The sequence below is a fragment of the Sphingobium sp. TomTYG65 genome, from assembly GCF_055395525.1.
This window is the reverse complement of sequence record NZ_AP027330.1, coordinates 2,690,337-2,708,503: the sequence shown is the minus strand read 5'-3', so window position 1 is coordinate 2,708,503 and position 18,167 is coordinate 2,690,337. Positions and strand designations below refer to the sequence as shown.

General features: G+C 60.8%; 10 protein-coding genes and 1 tRNA gene. 3 read left to right on the top strand and 8 right to left on the bottom strand.

The window, feature by feature from the left end:
- Positions 1–4: 4 nt before the first annotated feature.
- The 3 genes from ACZ5Y5_RS13410 to recJ form a co-directional block, all read right to left on the bottom strand.
- Entirely contained in the window at positions 5–124 is a 120-nt protein-coding gene (locus ACZ5Y5_RS13410; RefSeq protein ID WP_464810548.1) for a spore coat protein U domain-containing protein, read from the bottom strand.
- Positions 125–571: 447 nt separating this feature from the next.
- Positions 572–646 (bottom strand) — tRNA-Glu (locus tag ACZ5Y5_RS13405).
- Between the two features lie 101 nt (positions 647–747).
- On the bottom strand, positions 748–2,514 hold the full coding sequence (gene recJ, locus ACZ5Y5_RS13400) for a single-stranded-DNA-specific exonuclease RecJ (protein ID WP_464809085.1): 1,767 nt from the start codon (positions 2,512–2,514) through the stop codon (positions 748–750).
- A 133-nt stretch (positions 2,515–2,647) separates the two neighbouring features.
- Between recJ and ACZ5Y5_RS13395 the strand changes: the two genes are divergently transcribed.
- Together ACZ5Y5_RS13395 and ACZ5Y5_RS13390 are read left to right on the top strand one after the other, a co-directional pair.
- The gene (locus tag ACZ5Y5_RS13395) at positions 2,648–4,750 is read left to right on the top strand and encodes an autotransporter assembly complex protein TamA (RefSeq protein ID WP_464809084.1); all 2,103 of its coding nucleotides are present in this window, start codon (positions 2,648–2,650) and stop codon (positions 4,748–4,750) included.
- Positions 4,750–8,964: a translocation/assembly module TamB domain-containing protein gene (locus tag ACZ5Y5_RS13390; RefSeq protein WP_464809083.1), complete on the top strand. Its 4,215-nt coding sequence runs from the start codon at positions 4,750–4,752 to the stop codon at positions 8,962–8,964. Before ACZ5Y5_RS13395 ends, ACZ5Y5_RS13390 begins: the two co-directional genes overlap by 1 nt.
- 23 nt (positions 8,965–8,987) lie before the next feature.
- Here the strand turns inward: ACZ5Y5_RS13390 and ACZ5Y5_RS13385 are convergent, their stop codons facing one another.
- The 3 genes from ACZ5Y5_RS13385 to ACZ5Y5_RS13375 are packed head-to-tail and all read right to left on the bottom strand — an operon-like array spanning position 8,988 to position 14,882.
- On the bottom strand, positions 8,988–12,590 hold the full coding sequence (locus ACZ5Y5_RS13385) for an error-prone DNA polymerase (RefSeq protein WP_464809082.1): 3,603 nt from the start codon (positions 12,588–12,590) through the stop codon (positions 8,988–8,990).
- On the bottom strand, positions 12,587–14,017 hold the full coding sequence (locus ACZ5Y5_RS13380) for a Y-family DNA polymerase (protein ID WP_464810547.1): 1,431 nt from the start codon (positions 14,015–14,017) through the stop codon (positions 12,587–12,589). Before ACZ5Y5_RS13380 ends, ACZ5Y5_RS13385 begins: the two co-directional genes overlap by 4 nt.
- Positions 13,992–14,882 carry an ImuA family protein gene (locus tag ACZ5Y5_RS13375; protein ID WP_464809081.1) on the bottom strand — a complete coding sequence of 297 codons (891 nt, stop codon included), beginning with the start codon at positions 14,880–14,882 and terminating at the stop codon, positions 13,992–13,994. The genes ACZ5Y5_RS13380 and ACZ5Y5_RS13375 overlap by 26 nt, the downstream gene beginning before the upstream one ends.
- 162 nt (positions 14,883–15,044) lie before the next feature.
- Between ACZ5Y5_RS13375 and ACZ5Y5_RS13370 the strand changes: the two genes are divergently transcribed.
- Complete coding sequence (locus ACZ5Y5_RS13370) at positions 15,045–16,394, top strand: sulfotransferase domain-containing protein (RefSeq protein WP_464809080.1); 1,350 nt, start codon at positions 15,045–15,047, stop codon at positions 16,392–16,394.
- A 160-nt stretch (positions 16,395–16,554) separates the two neighbouring features.
- Here ACZ5Y5_RS13370 and recA read toward each other — a convergent pair whose 3' ends face one another.
- Together recA and ACZ5Y5_RS13360 are read right to left on the bottom strand one after the other, a co-directional pair.
- Positions 16,555–17,628, bottom strand: a complete 1,074-nt coding sequence (gene recA, locus ACZ5Y5_RS13365) for a recombinase RecA (protein ID WP_464809079.1) — start codon at positions 17,626–17,628, stop codon at positions 16,555–16,557.
- 98 nt (positions 17,629–17,726) lie between these two features.
- Positions 17,727–18,086, bottom strand: a complete 360-nt coding sequence (locus tag ACZ5Y5_RS13360) for a response regulator (protein ID WP_464809078.1) — start codon at positions 18,084–18,086, stop codon at positions 17,727–17,729.
- Positions 18,087–18,167 lie beyond the last annotated feature (81 nt).

The following is an 18,167-nucleotide window of genomic DNA, read 5'->3' as shown; positions in this document are numbered from 1 at the left end:
AGCGCTAATAGACGATGCCGACGACGATGAGGTCCTGGTAGATTCCCGCAGCGACATTCTGCCGCGGGGCAATGACGCCATAGATGGGAATGACGGTACTGCTCCCTGAAAGGGAGACCGCCACGGTCAAGAGGGCCGCGATTTCTTCCTTCGTGTGCGGGTCGTCGGGCAAGGCGCGCTTCAGCGTATGACGGAAAAGGTAGAAGACGAACTCCGAACGTTGCCGGTTCAGCTTCTGCGACAGGCAGTGTAGCGAGCCTGGAACCGCTTCGGCTGGAGGACGACCGATCTCGCGCTGTAACGTGACGAGGATCGGAACAGAAGAGGGGAGCTCGTCTTCGGTGATTTCAGAGATGCCGAAATAGCGTTCAGCGCACTGGCATGTTCTACGCCCCAGGATGTCTTCCCGACTTCGGCGCGATGGCGTGATGCCCCTCCATCCGGAACGATTCAACCGGGACTTCGCGTCACAATGGGACTGCGTCAGCGGCGCCTTGTTTCGTACACCGGGCAGTGAATGAAGCGTTGATCTATGGCCTGTTCCGCACAACTCCGCCAATTCCGGCGTGAGTGGTGACCCCTACGGGAATCGAACCCGTGTTTCAGCCGTGAAAGGGCCGCGTCCTAACCGCTAGACGAAGGGGCCACATGCAGAGCCGCTTAGGCAGCGCTGCGAAGCGAGGGCGGCTTTAGGGGGGGAGCCTGCGGCGGTCAACCCCCTTGCGACAGGAAAAACGACCTTGCCTCTCAATCCGCCCAGGCAGCGTCTTCCAAATGCAACTCGGCGGCAGGACGGCTGCCCCAATCGTCGATCTTGGCGCGGCCTGCGACCCACAGCCTTCGGTCACGTGGCGCGCCAAGGATCGCTTGGCCAAGGTCAGTCTCGGCCTGACGAAAGGCGATCGTCTTGATCGAGCGGCCATCTTCGCCCGCCATGATGGCGCGCAAATGGCCGTTTCCGACAACATCGGCCTTGATCACGCGCATGGGTCCGGCGGCGACAAGGGGCGCAGGCCAGCCCGCGCCATAAGGTCCACCCGCCTCTATTGCAGCAACGAAGTCCGGATTGACGCCGGCGGGAGCCAGCACGGCGTCGATCAGCAGCGCGCGGTCATCGCGCGCGCGCGCCACGGAGGGGGCGAGACGTTCGTCAAGAAAATCCGCCAAGGCATTTAGCTTGTCGGCCGCCACCGTTAGCCCGGCCGCCATGGCATGGCCGCCGCCCGCGACGAGCAAACCGCTGTCCTTCGCGGCCAGCACCGCTGCGCCAAGATCGACGCCGGAGATGGACCGGCCCGAACCCTTACCCGTCCCATCCTCATCAATGGCGATGACGATCGCGGGGCGCCCCGCCTTCTCCTTGATACGCCCAGCAACGATCCCGATCACGCCGGGGTGCCAACCAGGACCAGCGATCACGGCGACGGCGCGGTTGCCCTGCGCAGCAAGCAACTCCTCCGCCTCAGCTTGCACACCCGCTTCAATGGCGCGGCGCTCCTCATTGAACTGGTCGAGCTCAGCAGCAATGCGCGCAGCCTCCAGCGAGTCTTCGGTGGTGAGCAGGCGCACCCCAAGATCCGCCTTGCCGACGCGGCCGCCCGCATTGATACGAGGACCAAGCGCAAAACCCAGGTCATGGCATAACGGCGCGCGACTGAGACGGCTGGCGTCGATCAAGGCGGAGATGCCGATATTGCGGCGCTTCGCCATGATCTTTAGCCCCTGAGCAACGAAGGCGCGGTTGAGGCCCCTCAATTGCGCGACATCTGCCACGGTGCCGAGCGCTACGATGTCGAGAAGTTCCATCAGCGCGGGTTCAGCGCGCTCATTGAACCATCCTCTCTTACGCAAGACACGGATCAGTGCGGCGCCCAGCAGGAAGGCGACGCCAACCGCCGCCAGATGGCCATGAGCGGCTGCTTCCTCCGCTTCGTCGAGGCGGTTGGGATTGACGAGAGCGAAAGCCTCGGGGAGCGCAGCGGCGCATTTATGGTGATCGACGACAACGACATCGACGCCGACCGCCTTCGCCATTGCGAGCGCTTCAAAGGCTTGAGCGCCGCAATCGACGGTAACGATCAGGGTCGCACCCTCCCCCGCCAACCGCACCAGCGCTTCACCCGAGGGGCCATAGCCTTCCATCAGCCGGTCCGGGATATAGGGCTTCGCGGCGAGGCCAAGGTCACGCAGCAAGCGGATCAGCAGGGCAGCGCTCGTTGCGCCATCAACGTCATAGTCGCCGAAGATGCGGACCTGCTCGCATTTTTGAACCGCATCGGCCAGACGTTCGGCCGCACTGTCCATGTCCCGGAACAGGCTGGGATCCGGCATGAAGTGGCGGATTGTCGGGTTGCGGTGCGCCTCGACCGCGTCTCTGGGGCAGCCGCGTGCCAGCAGCAACTGCGTCACCAAGTCATCGGGTAGATAGCCGGGTTGCCGCGCATCCGCGCCCGCGCCACGCCAACGCCAGGGTTGTCCAAGGATCGAGCGGGAAACGTTGAGCGCGATTGTCATGACCGATCCCTAGACCCGTCGGACGGCTGATGGAAGCGGCTCGCCGACATGAGGGGAACCGAAGCGAGGCATTGAGCGTATCCCCCCTCCGCGCGCGTGCACGGCGGACTGAAAAAGGGGCGGCGAAGTTTAAATGAGTCCAAGGCAGGCGAAACGCGTCCGGCATGCCTTGGGCGTCCTGATGATCGCTGCATCTCCAACGGCGCTCTATGCGCAAACTCCGGCCAGTTCCGCCATGGCGGAGCCAGAGCCGCCAATTCTACCCGACGACGAATTTGAATCGCGCCTTCCCAAAGCGGGCGAGGCGGGCCCCGCGAACCCTTCCGCGCCCCTGCCGTCGATTGAGAGCTGGATCGATCAGCAGATGCCGCAGGCAAGCGCGCCTGCAGAACTGCCCCCCGCCACAGAGCCGGCCGCTGAAGCTGAACTGGCGCAGCCGCTGCCGCCTCTGGAAAGCGTCACTGTTCCGGCGCAAGTTGAAACTGGCGATCCGAACAAGAAAACGCCGGAGGTACGCTATGCCGTCCAGATAGACGGGTTCGGCAATACCGGCTTGGAAGACGAGTTCCGCGACGAGTCTGCCTTGGTCGATGGGGACGGGCGCGCAGAGACCGCCGCCATGGTACAGGCGCGCGCGCATGAGGATGAAGCGCTGGCCGTACGGTTATTCTATTCACAGGGCTATTATGATGCTGCGGCGCTCGCTTCGCTGGATCAGACCGGCGATGGCGGGTTGAAGGCCATTCTGTCCGTGACGCCTGGTAAGCGGTACAAGATCGGCGCGATCGTCATGAATGCTGGGCCGACCGTCCCTCCCAATCTGGTCCGCGACAGCCTGCCACTGAATACCGGCGATTACATCATCGCAGCGAACGTCGAGAGCGCGGAAGCCAACGTCGGCGTGAAATTGCCGGAAAATGGCTATCCCTTCGCCAAGGTCGGAGAGCGTGACATATTGCTCGACCCCGCAACGGTGACGGGCGATTATACGTTGCCGGTTGATGTGGGGCCGCGCGGTTCGTTTCGCGGGATCACCACTTCAGGCAGTAAGCTGGCATTTGACGCGGACCATGTGAAGGTGATCAGCCGCTTCAAGCCTGGCGAGCTATATGACAGCCGCAAGGTGGACGATCTGCGTCGCGCGCTGGTGGCGACCGGCCTCTTTTCTAGCGTAGCCGTGGATCCGGTACGGACGAACGAGCCTGGACCGGACAGCACCCAATATGTCGATCTGCACGTCGAGCAGGAGGCCGGTCCGCCGCGCACGCTGGCCGGCGAAATCGGTTACGGCACAGGCCAAGGCTTTCGGGCTGAGGCTACATGGACGCACCGCAATCTCTTCCCGCCAGAAGGCGCGCTGATCGCCAGGGTAATCGCCGGCACGCAGGAGCAGGGCGTTTCCGGCACCTTCCGCCGCTCAAATGCGGGCAAACGAGACAGAACGTTTCAGGCGGGCGCGCTGCTCAACCATCAGAAATATGATGCCTATGAAGCCTTCACTGCTGGCCTCAACATCAGCTGGGCGCGGCAATCAACTCCGATATTCCAGAAGCGCTGGACCTATACCTATGGCGCGGAAGCCCTGCTTTCGAACGAAAAGACCACGATCGATCCAGCCACGGCGGAAACGAAGCGGCTGACTTATTTCATTGGCTCGCTGCCCATGCAGCTGGGCTACGACCGGTCGAACGATCTGCTCAATCCCACCAAGGGTTTTCGTGCCAATCTTCGCGTTTCGCCAGAAGCATCGCTGCAAGGCAATGTGTCGCCCTATGTCCGGGGGACCTTTGACCTTAGCGGCTATTATCCTCTGTCCGATGCCTTGGTGGTCGCGGCCCGGACCCGGATTGGCACGATCAGCGGCGTGGCGCGTGACCAGATTGCGCCGTCTCGCCGAGTCTATGCAGGCGGTGGCGGATCGGTGCGCGGCTTTGGCTATCAGGAATTGGGGCCGAAAGACGTTAATGACGATCCCATCGGGGGCCGGTCGGTCAATGAATTTGCTGTGGAAGGACGCTACCGCTTTGGCAATTATGGCGTGGTCGCGTTCGTCGATGCAGGCCAGGTTTACGAAAGTTGGATCCCGAAATTTTCCAATATCCGCTATGGCGTGGGCGTGGGCGGGCGCTTCTACACCGATTTCGGGCCATTCCGCGCTGACATAGCCATGCCGATCAATCGGCAGCCGGGCGAGTCCAAATTTACTCTCTATATCGGCATCGGGCAGGCATTCTGATGGCAGAAGAGACGCCCTTTCACAGTGGCGAAGCCGAAACGATCGTGATCCGGCGTGGCTGGCCGCTGTGGCAGAAGATCATGCTGGGCGGCTTGGGTCTGATCGCCGCATTCGTCGTACTCGCGGCGGGATTGCTGCTGTTCCTTAACACGCAGCCGGGAAAGAAATTCCTGATCCAGCAGATTGCCGCGCTGAAATTGGAATCGGGCATGGCGATAGAGGTCGGCCGCATCGAAGGTTCTGTTTACAGCGACATGATCATCCATGATCTGGTGCTGCGGGACCCCAAGGGGCCTTTCGCAGTCAGCCCCCGCGTCCATGTCGTGTGGAGTCCGTTCCGCTACATCAACAATCATATCAGCGTGCGTCTCCTGGAAAGTCCTCTCGTGGTGCTGGCCCGCAGTCCGCAGTTCAACGTTACGAAGACCGATCCGAATGCGCCGATCCTTCCCGATCTAGATATCGACGTCGATCGACTGAAGATTGCCAAGTTCGTGCTTGCGAGACCCGTAATTGGCCAGAAGCGCGACATTACGATCGACGGTGTCACCCATATCGCCGATGGACGTGCGCAGCTCAGCGCAAATGCGGTGGTGGACAGTGGCGACCGTTTGCAAGCTTGGCTGGATGCGGTGCCGGAACAGAATCGGCTCGCGATGAAAGGCACGCTGACTGCCCCGAAGGGCGGAGTGATCGCCAAGATGAGTGGCTTGACCGACGGAATGACCGCGACTCTGGACGGCCGTGGCACATGGCAAGCCTGGAATGGGCGGATCGTCGCAAGCTCGCCAAAGGGGCAGCTTGCCGATATCGCGCTGGCGGCACGTGATGGCAACTTCACGGCAAAGGGTCCGGTGCGGCCAGGACTGGTCTTTGCCGGGACCGTAGACCGGCTGACGGCTCCAGCGCTGGACGTCGATATCTTCGCCGGTTTGAACGAACGGCGGGTCAATCTTAAAGGGTCGCTCCGTTCTACCGCGCTGGCGGCAACCGCGCAGGGGCTGGTTGATCTGGGCCGAAGCCGCTTCAGCGGGCTTAAGATCGACGCAGCCCTCCTCGCCCCCGGCGCGATCATCGAGAAGGTGCGCGGCAAGGATGTTCGCGCTTCGATCACCCTGGACGGGCCGATGGCGACGCCGTTCATCGATTATGATCTTAGCGCCGCTCTGCTAGCCTTTGATCAAACGGGTATCGAAGGACTGAAGGCCAGCGGCCGCGCCGTCATCGACACCGACCGGATTCGTATCCCTATAAACGCAACGGCGCGGAAGGTGACGGGGCTCAATGCCGCAGCGGGCGGGTTGCTGCAGAACCTGCGGGTTAAGGGTGACTTCGCCTATGCTGCAGGCAAGCTCATCAGCGACAATCTGAAAATCAACAGCGACCGAGTGGACGCGACTGCAATTGTCCTCGCTGACCTCGACAACGCAGTTTATCGCGGTGCCCTCAAAGGTCGCGTGAACGACTACAAGATCGACGGGGTGGGCATCGTCAACTTGACCACGGACGTTGAATTGGTGCCGGGACCGAAAGGCGGCTGGGGCCTTTCGGGCAAATTCGGCGTGCGGACGGCACGATGGGAGAATGCGTCGGTTCGCGATTTCCTGGGCGGAAATGCGGTCATGTCGGGCCGCATCGGCATGACGCCAGAGGGCAAGTTCACGCTGGCGGGCCTCAAGGGCTCGGCGCCCAATTTCCGCGTTCATTCGGGTTCCGGCAGCTATGATACGGACGGCGCGGTGACCTTCGACGCCGCCGCAACCTCCCGTCGATATGGGCCGTTGGCGTTGAGCGTGCGCGGCACGATGGAGCGTCCGCAGGCGGTGCTGCGCGCACCCCGGCCCAATGTGGGCGGGCAATTGTCCAACGTCGTTGCAAAGCTGAATGGCGAGGCGGCGGGTTACCGGCTGGAGGCAACGGGCGGCTCCGCCTATGGTCCCTTCTTCGCCAATGTGCTGATCCGCACAGCGAAGGGGCCGCTGACCATAGATATCGCACGCGCGCGCTTTGCGGGTGTCGACATGAATGGCCGACTGCAACAGACCGCTGCTGGTCCATTCGCCGGTCAGCTCGCCATGAACGGGTCCGGCATCAGCGGGACCACTCGCCTCTCAGCAGTAGGCAAGGCGCAAGGCGTCGCCGTAAACGCGACCGCGAGCAACGCCAAATTGCCCGGCGAGGCGGACGTCGTTATCGGCCGCGCCATCCTGACTGCGAACATGGTACTGGCTGATCAGCCGCGCATCGTCGCCGATGTGCAGATGGCGAACGCGGCCTACGGCGACTATGTGGTGCGCAAGGCCCGGGGACGGATCTACTATCAGGGTGGGAGGGGCCGAGCGCAACTGGTGGCGGACGGATCTACCGGTGTGCCTTTCTCCGTGGCCATGAACGCGGCCCTGCGGCCCACCCTCTATGCTGTCGCGATCGAGGGTAAGGCGAGCAACATCCCCTTCCGCTTCGCGCAGCCTGCGATCATCCGCATCGAGCGGCAAGGTTACAGGCTGGAACCTGCGACGCTTGTGCTGCCGCAGGGCCGGGTTGATCTCGCCGGGCGTTTCGGCAATCAACCCGCATTGCAGGCGCGGTTCAAAGATTTCGACCTTGCCATCATAAACCTGATGAGCCCCGGCCTTGGCATTAGCGGCAAGGCGACAGGCGCGCTTGACTTCGCCCAGAATGGGAATGCCTTCCCTACAGCGACCACACGCCTTTCGATCAGCGATTTCCGCCGGTCGAGCCTTACTGCCGTGTCGAACCCTGTATCCATGGCCATGGAAGGCCAGCTTTCCAGCCGCGGCGGCGACCTGCGCGGCCTCATCCGCAGAGGAGGTGCGCCTCTCGGACGCTTTATCGCGACACTTACCCCGCCGGGACCGGGAGCAAGCTGGACGCAGCAGCTTCAGTCAGCGCCGCTGGGAGGAGGCATTCGCTATGCAGGGCCTGCCGATGTTCTCTTCTCCTTCGCCGGGCTCGCCGACCAGCGTTTGAGCGGTCCCATCGCTGTCGCGGCGGATTTCAATGGCCGCCTGACGGCACCGCGCCTCAACGGCATCGTCCGCGCCAATGCGCTGACCTATGAAAATGAAACATTCGGAACACGGTTAACAGAGATGCGGCTGGACGGGCGCTTCACTAATGACCGGCTGGAGATACGCGATTTCTCTGGCCGGGCCGGCGATGGCACGGTGCAGGCGAGCGGTTCGGTCGGGTTGGCGGCAGACAGCGGTTTTCCCATGAATATCGCGGTGAAGCTGGACCGCGCGCGCATTGCCCGCAGCGAGGCGATCACCAGCGTGGTCAGCGGGACCGTCAACGTCACCAACAGTGCGACCAATGGCGGGTTGATCAAGGGGGACTTGTGGCTGCCTGAAACGCGCTATCGCATTGCCTGGCAGGGCGGCGCTGAGATCCGGCAGTTGCAGGGCGTACGGCGGAAGGGTGAGGGTATAGACCTGCTGGATCAGCGTCTCGCCTCACGCCAGACGGCAGCTGCGCCAGCCGATTGGAAACTCGACATACGCGTGCGTGCTGACAACGAGATCTACCTGACCGGGATGGGTCTTGATTCCGAATGGAAGACCAATATGCGCGTGACCGGCACCACCAAAGCTCCGCGCGTCGTGGGGAAAATCGAAGTAATCCGGGGTCGTTACAGCTTTTCGGGTCATCAGTTCGATCTTGAACAGGGTATTATCACCTTCAACGGGCCAATGATGAACCCGGTACTGGCGATCCGCGCAGAAACGCGCATCAATACGGTGACGGCAGGTATCGCGGTTGGCGGCACGGCACAGCGCCCGGACATCAGCTTTATTTCGACGCCCAGCCTGCCACAGGATGAAATCCTGGCCCGCATCCTGTTCGGCGACAATGTCGCGAACCTTTCCGCGACGCAGGCGATTCAGTTGGCCGCCGCGCTCAACGGCCTGCGCGGCGGGGGTGGCGGGCTCAATCCCATGGGTAAATTGCAGAATGCTTCGGGTGTCGATCGTATCGGCATCGTGAGCGGAGACGAGGCGACAGGGCGCGGCACATCATTGGCGGTGGGACAGCATATCTCGAACAATATCTATGTGGAGGTGATCACCGATCCCAAGGGCTTCACCGCTACGCAGCTGGAAATCTCGCTATCCAAGACACTGAGCCTGCTGTCGAAGACGGGCACCAATGCGGGATCGTCAGCGAATCTGCGCTATTCGAAGGATTATTGAGAGCCTTTTTGGATCGAAGCGCCTCAATGAAAGTCGCGCGATTTTGGCAATACTCGCACATTTCGCGGATGGCTGGACGTGCGGGGGTGCTGAGGGTGGATGAATTCGTCCGCACGCGAAAGTGCGATGTTGGGGCGATGCACATCCGACAGGCGTGACAGTTCGGCGCTACGGTCATGCACGCGGCTTGCCATCAGGTGGACGACCCCTTCCTTGCTGCGCTGCACTTCTCCTTCGACCAGCATCAGTCGGGACGCCATGACGGGGCGACGTTGCATTTCAAACAGCCGCGCCCAGAGCAGGATATTGGTGATCCCCGTTTCATCCTCAATCGTGATGAAAACGGCATTGCCCTTGCCTGGCCTCTGCCGGACCAGCACCACTCCAGCGGTGCGCACCAACGCGCCATTTTTCGCCGCGCTGGTCTGTGCACAGCTCAGCACGCCTTCAGCATCAAAGACCGGCCGCAGAAACTGCATCGGATGGCCTTTGAGGGAGAGTCGCGTCATCTGATAATCGGCGGCGACCTGTTCGGCGAGTGGCATGGCAGGCAGCTTCGCATCCGGCTCCGGCGCCAGTTCGCGCACTTGCTGGTCATGCGCGCGGGCGGCGGCAAAGAGCGGCAGTTCGTCCGAAGGAGTGCGACGCGCTTCCCACAATGCTGTCCGCCGGTCTTGTCCCAGGGATCGACAAGCATCGGCATCCGCCAGCAGGCGCAGCGCCCGAGCAGGCAAGCCCGCCCGCCGCGCCAGATCCTCAAGGCTGGTGAACAGCCCCTGCCCCCGCGCATGCACCAGCCGCTTGGCCCATTCTTCCCGAAAGCTGTCAATCTGCCGAAAACCGAGCCGCAACGCGAGAGCGCGTCCGACCCCTTCCCCCTTCCCGCTATCGCGCGAGCGCAACAAGGGTTCGAGGCTGTTGTCCCATCCGCTCATGTTCACATCAACATCATGAACGGCAACGCCATGCTCGCGCGCATCGCGGACGATCTGAGCCGGTGCATAGAAACCCATAGGCTGGGAGTTCAGCAACGCGCAGGCGAAGACCGCAGGTTGATGGCATTTTATCCAGGCCGACACATAGACCAGTCGCGCGAAGGATAGGGCGTGGCTTTCGGGGAAGCCATAGCTGCCGAAGCCCTCAATCTGCTTGTAGCAGCGCTCAGCAAAGTCCTGCTTGTAGCCGCGCCGGACCATGCCGCGGATCATCTTGTCCCGGAACTTGTCCATCCCTCCGATCTGGCGGAAAGTTGCCATCGACCGGCGGAGTTGGTTCGCTTCGGACGGCGTGAACTCGGCGGCAGTGATGGCGAGCTTCATCGCCTGTTCCTGGAAGAGGGGAACGCCGTAGGTTTCCCTCAGCAGATCTCTTAGCTCGTTAGGATCGTGCGGGGGGCCAGGTGAAGGAAATTCAGCTTTTTCAATTCCTTCCCGGCGCCGCAGATAGGGATGCACCATGTCGCCTTCGATGGGCCCTGGCCGAACGATCGCGACCTGAACTGTAAGGTCATAGAGATTAGCAGGCTTCAATCGCGGCAGCATGTTGATCTGCGCACGGCTTTCCACCTGAAACACGCCAATACTGTCGCCCTTCTGCAGCATGGCGTAAACTGCGGGGTCTTCCGATGCGAGATCAACCGTCAGATCATGATCGCCAAGGCCATGATGCCGCATCAGATCATAAGCCTTGCGAATACAGCTTAGCATTCCGAGCGCCAGCACATCGACCTTCATTAGGCCAAGGGCATCAATGTCGTCCTTGTCCCATTCAATGAAGCTGCGATCGGGCATTGCGGCATTATGAATGGGCACCGTCTCGTCCAGCCGGTTTTGGGTGAGAACGAAACCGCCAACATGTTGGGACAGGTGGCGAGCGAAAGGCGCGCGGATCAGTTGTTCCACCAGCGAGCGCAACCGGACAATCTCCGCATTGTCGAGCGAAAAGCCCGCATCGGTAAAACGCGCATCGCCTAGGTCGCCCGAATAGCTGCCCCATATAGTGCTGGACAGCCGGGTCGCGATATCTTCGCTGAGGCCCAGCACCTTGGCAACTTCCCGCAAGGCACTGCGGGAGCGGTAGTGGATTACGGTCGCGGCAATACCGGCACGTTCGCGGCCGTAGCGGCGATAGACATATTGCATCACCTCTTCCCGCCGCTCATGTTCGAAATCGACGTCGATGTCCGGCGGCTCGTTACGTTCCTCCGACACGAAACGGGAAAAAAGCAGATTGTGCGTGACCGGATCGACAGACGTTACGCCCAACAGGAAACAGACTATCGAATTGGCGGCCGACCCTCTTCCTTGGCAGAGAATTGGAGGCTCCTGTGCCCGCGCGAAACGTACAAGGTCATGAACCGTCAGGAAGTAATAAGCATAATTCTGCTTGCGAATGAGGCGCAGTTCCTCATCGATCATGCTTTTGACTTTAGGGGGCAAAGGACGTCCGTAACGGCCAGCCGCGGCCTGACGCGTCAGATGTTCTAGCCAATCGTCGGGAGACCAGCCGGGCGGGACTGGCTCATGGGGATATTCATATTTGAGGTCAGTAAGCGCAAAGTCGATCTGTTCGACAAAGCGGATCGTCTCAGCAAGGACTTCTGGACAGGCGGCATAGAGCCGCGCCATCTCAGTGGGGGACTTTAAATGACGTTCGGCATTGGCTTCCAGCCGCCGGCCTGATTGCTTGAGCGACACGCCATCCCGGATACAGCTGAGAACATCCTGCAAGGGCCTTGCTGACTCTTCTGCATAAAGCACATCATTGGTCGCAATGAGGGGGACGCCGATTTCTCGCGCAATATCCTGCATGATCGCGACATGACGGCTGCCCCGGCCATTGTAACGGATAGAAAGGCCCAGCCATATGCGGCCCGGAGCACTGCCCTTAAGCTTACGCAGCGCCTCCTGCCATGTTGGCGGTGAAGCGGGCGGGACGAGCCTAAGGTGGGAGGCAGGTCGCCCCTTATCCTCGAAAGGATAGCCAGGAGGGGCCTTGTGCGCTTGTTGCGGCCGAGCGGTGGAGAGCGGCAGAACGATCAGCAGGAGATCTTCAAGATGCCCCAGCAGATCACCGAAACTCAGGATGCAATCGCCTTTGACGGCCTCCATATTGCCTTTAGTCAATAAACGGGTCAGCCGTCCCCAACCCAAGCGGCTTTTGGGATATGCCAGAATATCCGGCGTACCATCGACAAAGACCAAGCGGGCGCCCACGACCAGCCGGAGATCGGTTTGGCACAACGCTTCTTCTTTCGCCGTCAAAATTGGCGGTTCACAACGCTGCTTCTTGGCTTCCATTAAAGCGGCGCGCGCCCTTTCCGGAGCATCGCGCAACGCGACATAGGCCCGCACCACTCCAGCCACGCTATTCCTGTCGGCAATCCCGATGGCGCGAAGTCCAAGATGGTTTGCCTGTCCCACTAGGTCAGAGGGATGAGAAGCTCCATGCAGAAAGCTGTAGTTGGACATAACGCCCAATTCCGCAAAAGCAGGCGCTTCCCTGCCCGGTCGCGGAGGCTGGGGCCGTTGCAACTTCTCCTTCTCCCTAGCCGCCTCGATCGCATTCAATTCCCGCCTATCGATCGACTTGGGTTGGGAAGGGTTAGGCCCTTTGCCGCGTTTCATGCGAACAGCCCGTGGATATACCAGCGCGGATGGCGGGCTTCTGCGCCGTACAGGCCGTGGCGAAAAATCCAATAGCGCCGCCCGCGTGCGTCCTCGATCCGGTAATAATCCCGGGTGAGGCCGGTGCTTTCGCCCTCCACAGCGCCATCCTTCGCTTTCCACCATTCAGGCGAAATCCGCTCGGGTCCTTCATAGCGGGTCACTTCATGAGCCGCGCGGCGCCAGCGGAAATGATGCGGCGGGCCGTCGGGCACCTCTGCGATTACCTCGATAGGCTGGGGCGGATCGAACAAATGGATGGGGCGCATCGGCGGATCACCTGGCTCGGACTGGCGCGGCCAGCTGGACGGGGTGCGGCTTTCAACGGCAGGCAAGGCCAACTGCGCCTGTTCGGGAATATGGCTGTCGCGCGGTTCCAAGCGTTGGATGCGCGCCCGGCCCACCCGGACGGAAAGGCGATCGATGAGCGCGGCAATCTCTTCCTCGCGGCGCGCTTCTCCCCCCTCCAACGCTAATTGGGTGGCAGCCATCGCTTCGGCCTGGGATATGGTAAGGCGCAGCATGTCGAAACCGAAGCCGGGATCGAGCGGGTCGGACAGGCTGTCGATCCGCTCCTGCACCAGTCGCATGATGGAAGGCGCGTCGCGCACGGGCAGACTGGTTTCGATCCGCAGAGGAAAGGCGAGGCCATCGGTGCGAAAAAATAAAATCTCGAACCGGCGTCCACCCTGCCCACGTTCGCCAAGACGTTCGCCCGCTTCCACAGCCATCTCTTCCAAGGTTCGAAGCGCATAGGCGGTGCTGCCCACCGGTTCGGCAAAGCGGCGTTCAACGCGTACTGCGGGATGCGGACGACGTGGGGCAAGGGGACGGTGGCCGAGGCCCAGCAAGCGGTGAAGGGCGTCAACCGCCTCTTCACCAAAGCGTGCAGCGAGAGTCGGCGCGGGACGAGCGGCGAGGTCTCCCACCGTGCGCAGCCCCGCGCGACGCAGCGCGAGCGTGCTTTCTTCTTCGAGTCCAAGCGCTTCGATCGGCAGGCGGCGTAAAGCGCCCTCCTCATCGGCGGCGGGAACTGAGGCGAAGCGGGCCAGCGCATGGGCGCCCTCCGGCGTGCCCGCCAGCGCATGGCGCACCCGCATGCCGTGCCGTTCCAGCCGTTCGACCGCCGCACGCGCCAAAGCTTCCTCACCATTCCAGAGATGCGCGCAGCCGCTGATGTCGAGCATCAATCCCTGGGGTGGGCCAAGCGCTGCACTCGGCGTATAGCGAGCGCACCCGTCGCAAAGCCGCTCCAGCCAATCCTGATCGGCATGGGGATCGGCTTCGAACACACGCAGATCAGGTTGGCGCGCTTGTGCATCGGCCAGCGTCATGCCCGCGCTGAGGCCAATTGCCAGCGCATCAGCGTCCAGTGCCATGAGCCGCATCGCCCCGCGCACCGTTTCGACAATGACGGCGGGGGCATCCTGCCCTCGGGCCGTCCAGAGATCCTGCCGCGCGATGCGCAGCCGGTCGAGCGGGAGGAAGGGGAACCACAGCGCCAGATAGCGGCGTGTCCGCGCTGTCGCTTCTCCGGTCATGGCGTTCATCACATTCTTCTCCAAAGACGCCTCGGTCGCTGTCCCACACAAGGCGCCATGTCATGCCGTCGGGTCCTGACCGGCGGCGCAGCAGGCTAAGATCAAAGGCGCTCATTCCCGGTGCATTGCCCGGCAGCGGCACGGAAGGCGCTGCCCTCACCCTCCAGCGCGTGTCGGCTGCGCTTGGCGTCGGATCAGCGCCGATACGCAGCAGAAAAGCGGTAACACCTGATGCTTCCGCCGCGAGCGCCAAGCGACGGCTAGCGGTCAGGTCCATGAGTGGCGCGCGCCCGCGCAGTTCGATCACGAGCGCGCCAAGTGCGGGGCAACGCAAGGCATCGACTGCCGCGCGCAACAGCAACGCTTCATCCTTCATGACGCCGATCAGCAAGTGAGCGGGATCTATTCCGAGTGCGGCGAGACCCGGACCATAAGGCTGCCCGGCCGTTCCATTGGCGGGGCGGAGCCAGAACAGAGGAGAGCTTCCCGCTGCAAGATGGGCGAAGATCAGGGAAAGACCCGCTACAGCGCCTTCATCATCATCATTTCCGAGCAGTTCATGCACCCGGCCCTTAGCCAGGCCGCCGTGCAACGTCTGGTCAAAATCTAAACGCCCCGTTGCGATCCGCGCACTGGTGGGGGCGGCTGGAATTCCTTCCAACGATGCGATGTGCCGCCTGAGGGCTGCAAGCGTGTTCACCGACTCGACCATATAAATGTTCTCTATATGTTCTTTTCGGCGATGGCCTGCTTCCTGTCAATGAGGTGCGCCACAGTTTGAAAAAGGAGATGTCCGTTTCACCTCCGTTACACAATTTGGCCATCATCCAGAAAAGTTCCCCACGCCCGTGATGTGCGGAGCTAATCTATATTTATGGACACGCCCCTGATCGCCTCGCTTACCCAGGCCCCTTCCCTCCTGGCACGCCGCATTTCTTCAGCCCGTAGCCTGCGATTGGTATCCAGCGCTGCGACTGCCCTTCTAGCCTCCTATCCAAAATCAGGCCGGACATGGCTGAGATTTATTCTGGCGCAGTATTTCCTCGCATCGCGAGAATATTCGCCGATCACGACGCAGAGCATGTTCACCTTTGCGCCAAATTTCGATTTGGATCCGGTGCGCGGCATACCGGCTTTCGTGCGCAGATCGGAGGACGCGTCCTTTCCTTTGGTCCCTTCAACCCATCTTCGCTTTAAACCAACTTTGCCCAGTCGGCTTCCCGTCATATTCCTGATCCGTGATCCGCGGGCGGTACTCATTTCTGATTATCACCATGTCACGCGGCACAAGATGTCCTTCCGCGGTAGCATTGATGATTTCCTTGCCGATGAAGACAGAGGTCTTCCGCACTACATCAAATATATGAACAGCTGGGCGGCCGGGCTCGCACGACATGATCACCACATCATATATTATGAGGATCTGCTAGATAATACAGAGTCTGAGGTAGAAAAAATGCTCGGCTTCCTCGGCGAACCGGTCAATTATCAAGCGTTACGATATGCTGTGGAAAATTCATCCTTTGAAAAATTGAAAGCATTGGAACTGGCGCAGGGCATTCCTGGCCATGACTACGACAGGTCTGACGCGGATGCCTTACGGATAAGAAAAGGACAATCCGATAGTTTCCGTGAAGAACTGACAATTGAGCAGCAAAAGTTCATAGAAGACAGCTGCAAATCCCAGCTGAACAGGCGCATGCTGCCGAAGCTGGAGCGGTACGGCTTTCTCGACACGCACTCACCCGCCGCTGCCAGTCAGCTCGGAATCATGAAACCCGAGATACTGAAGGAACCAGGGCATGATTTTACAATCAAGCGCCGCCTCGCGAATCTCGGAGTCCAGTTGCTGAGCGAAGCGATGGTCATCATCGGCCTTGCCGCTATGCTCATCGCGCCTCCCATCTTGGCGATCGAGGCAGGCGAATGGCTGTTCCGGCGCGAATGGGACGGCCATTCGCTAGAGGATGGCCTAGCCCTGTTCGGGATCGATCGGGTCGGCCCAGTAGAAACGCCGACTGAGCAAGTCCTGGACGTTCTTTTAGCGCTCCCACTGACGATTACCCTGTTCCTCTACGGCCTGCTCATGCTTCTGGCCGGAGTGCATTTTGGAGATTGGGGACTGCAAGGTGTAAGGCTCAAGAAGAGGCTTGCGGTCCAGCAGGGGCGCATACCTCGTAAAAAGGTGCACAAGAAGCAACCGTCCGACCTTGAGCACGCATGATTTAAGCGCGCCCCAATCCGATCGGTCACACAGCCAAGGCGAAGGTAAAAGGCCCGCCCCGCAGTGAAGCGCAGGCGGGCCTTTTCAGTGCGTGAAACGAGAGGCGAGCAAAGCCGCGCAACTGTCCTGCGGCTGATCCGGCCGCAGGCGCTTGCCGCGCTTATTCGCCATCATCCTCCGCTTCGGGTCCGGTCATCATCCCTTCTGCGACCTCTTCGGTCTTGCCGCGGATCGCCCGTTCCAGACGGTCCGCCATTTCGGGATTCTCCTTAAGGAAGGTCTTGGCGTTCTCGCGACCCTGGCCAATGCGGACTGAGTCATAGGAGAACCAGGCGCCCGACTTCTCGACGACGCCAGCTTTGACGCCAAGGTCGAGAATCTCGCCGATCTTCGAAATGCCCTCACCATACATGATGTCGAATTCGACCTGCTTGAACGGCGGAGCGACCTTGTTCTTCACAACCTTCACGCGGGTTGCGTTACCAACGATATCGTCCCGATCCTTAATCTGACCGGTGCGACGAATATCGAGACGGACAGAGGCGTAGAATTTGAGCGCATTGCCGCCAGTCGTCGTTTCCGGATTTCCGTACATGACGCCGATTTTCATGCGGACCTGATTGATGAAGATGACCAGGCACTTCGAACGCGAGATCGAGCCGGTCAGCTTCCGCAATGCCTGGCTCATCAAGCGGGCCTGCAGGCCGACATGGCTGTCGCCCATCTCGCCTTCAATTTCCGCGCGAGGCACAAGCGCCGCCACCGAGTCCACCACCAGAACGTCGATGGCGTTGGAACGAACAAGGGTATCGACGATCTCCAACGCCTGTTCGCCGGTATCGGGCTGAGACACGATCAATTCGTCGATATCGACGCCCAGCTTCTTGGCATAGGCAGGATCGAGGGCATGCTCGGCATCGACAAAGGCAGCAATGCCGCCAGTTTTCTGCGCTTCAGCGATGGCATGCAGCGCCAGCGTCGTCTTGCCCGAGCTTTCCGGCCCGTAAATTTCGATGATGCGTCCCCGCGGCAGGCCGCCGATGCCAAGTGCGATATCTAGGCCCAGCGATCCGGTCGAGACTGCTTCGATCTCGATCTTCTCGCGGCTGCCCAGCTTCATCGCCGAGCCTTTACCAAAGGCACGGTCGATCTGGGAAAGAGCCGCTTCCAATGCTTTCTGTCTGTCCATTGTCCCTGTCTTTTTGGAATCGATGAGTGAGAGCATTGCGGTCATCGGCCTATCCCCTGTCAAGCGGAAGCGCCGATTAAGTGGCGCCTTGGCCACTACGTATCCTGTTTGTTCTATAAGAACAAGAGGGGAACGGAAATTTCCTATTGGGGGGAAAGAACCTTCGTCAGAGCGCGCTCGACGGCCCCAATCGTGTAGGGTTTCGCCAATGTTGGCCGATCCGAATGACTGGACGGCACGTCATCGGCCATTCCCCCGGTCGCAAAGATGAACGGGATACCGCTCTCTGCGAGAATATCGGCAACAGGCCAGCTTTTTTCACCTTGAAGATTGCAATCGACCAATGCGGCGTCAAAGCCACCCCTGCGCGCTTGATCGCAAGCTTCTTCCACCGAGACGGCGATGGCGTGAAGGCGATAGCCGAGGGTATCGAGATAATCTTCCAGCATCATGCCGATCATCGCCTCATCTTCGACCACCAGAATGGTCTTGCTGTCCGACATGTGCGATCCCCTATTTTCGTTACGCTCGCCATCTTATCATCGACGCGCCGACGAGCATAAACGCTTGATCGTTCAAGAAGT

Bases quoted from the DNA above. Each gene is read 5' to 3' on its own strand.
- recJ (WP_464809085.1), bottom strand. From the start codon at position 2,514: ATGACAATCGCGCTCAACGTTTCCCGCTCGATCCTTGGACAACCCTGG.
- ACZ5Y5_RS13390 (WP_464809083.1), top strand. From the start codon at position 4,750: ATGGCAGAAGAGACGCCCTTTCACAGTGGCGAAGCCGAAACGATCGTG.
- recA (WP_464809079.1), bottom strand. From the start codon at position 17,628: ATGACCGCAATGCTCTCACTCATCGATTCCAAAAAGACAGGGACAATG.
- ACZ5Y5_RS13385 (WP_464809082.1), bottom strand. From the start codon at position 12,590: ATGAAACGCGGCAAAGGGCCTAACCCTTCCCAACCCAAGTCGATCGAT.
- ACZ5Y5_RS13380 (WP_464810547.1), bottom strand. From the start codon at position 14,017: ATGCGGCTCATGGCACTGGACGCTGATGCGCTGGCAATTGGCCTCAGC.
- ACZ5Y5_RS13375 (WP_464809081.1), bottom strand. From the start codon at position 14,882: ATGGTCGAGTCGGTGAACACGCTTGCAGCCCTCAGGCGGCACATCGCA.
- ACZ5Y5_RS13395 (WP_464809084.1), top strand. From the start codon at position 2,648: ATGAGTCCAAGGCAGGCGAAACGCGTCCGGCATGCCTTGGGCGTCCTG.
- ACZ5Y5_RS13370 (WP_464809080.1), top strand. From the start codon at position 15,045: ATGGACACGCCCCTGATCGCCTCGCTTACCCAGGCCCCTTCCCTCCTG.
- ACZ5Y5_RS13360 (WP_464809078.1), bottom strand. From the start codon at position 18,086: ATGTCGGACAGCAAGACCATTCTGGTGGTCGAAGATGAGGCGATGATC.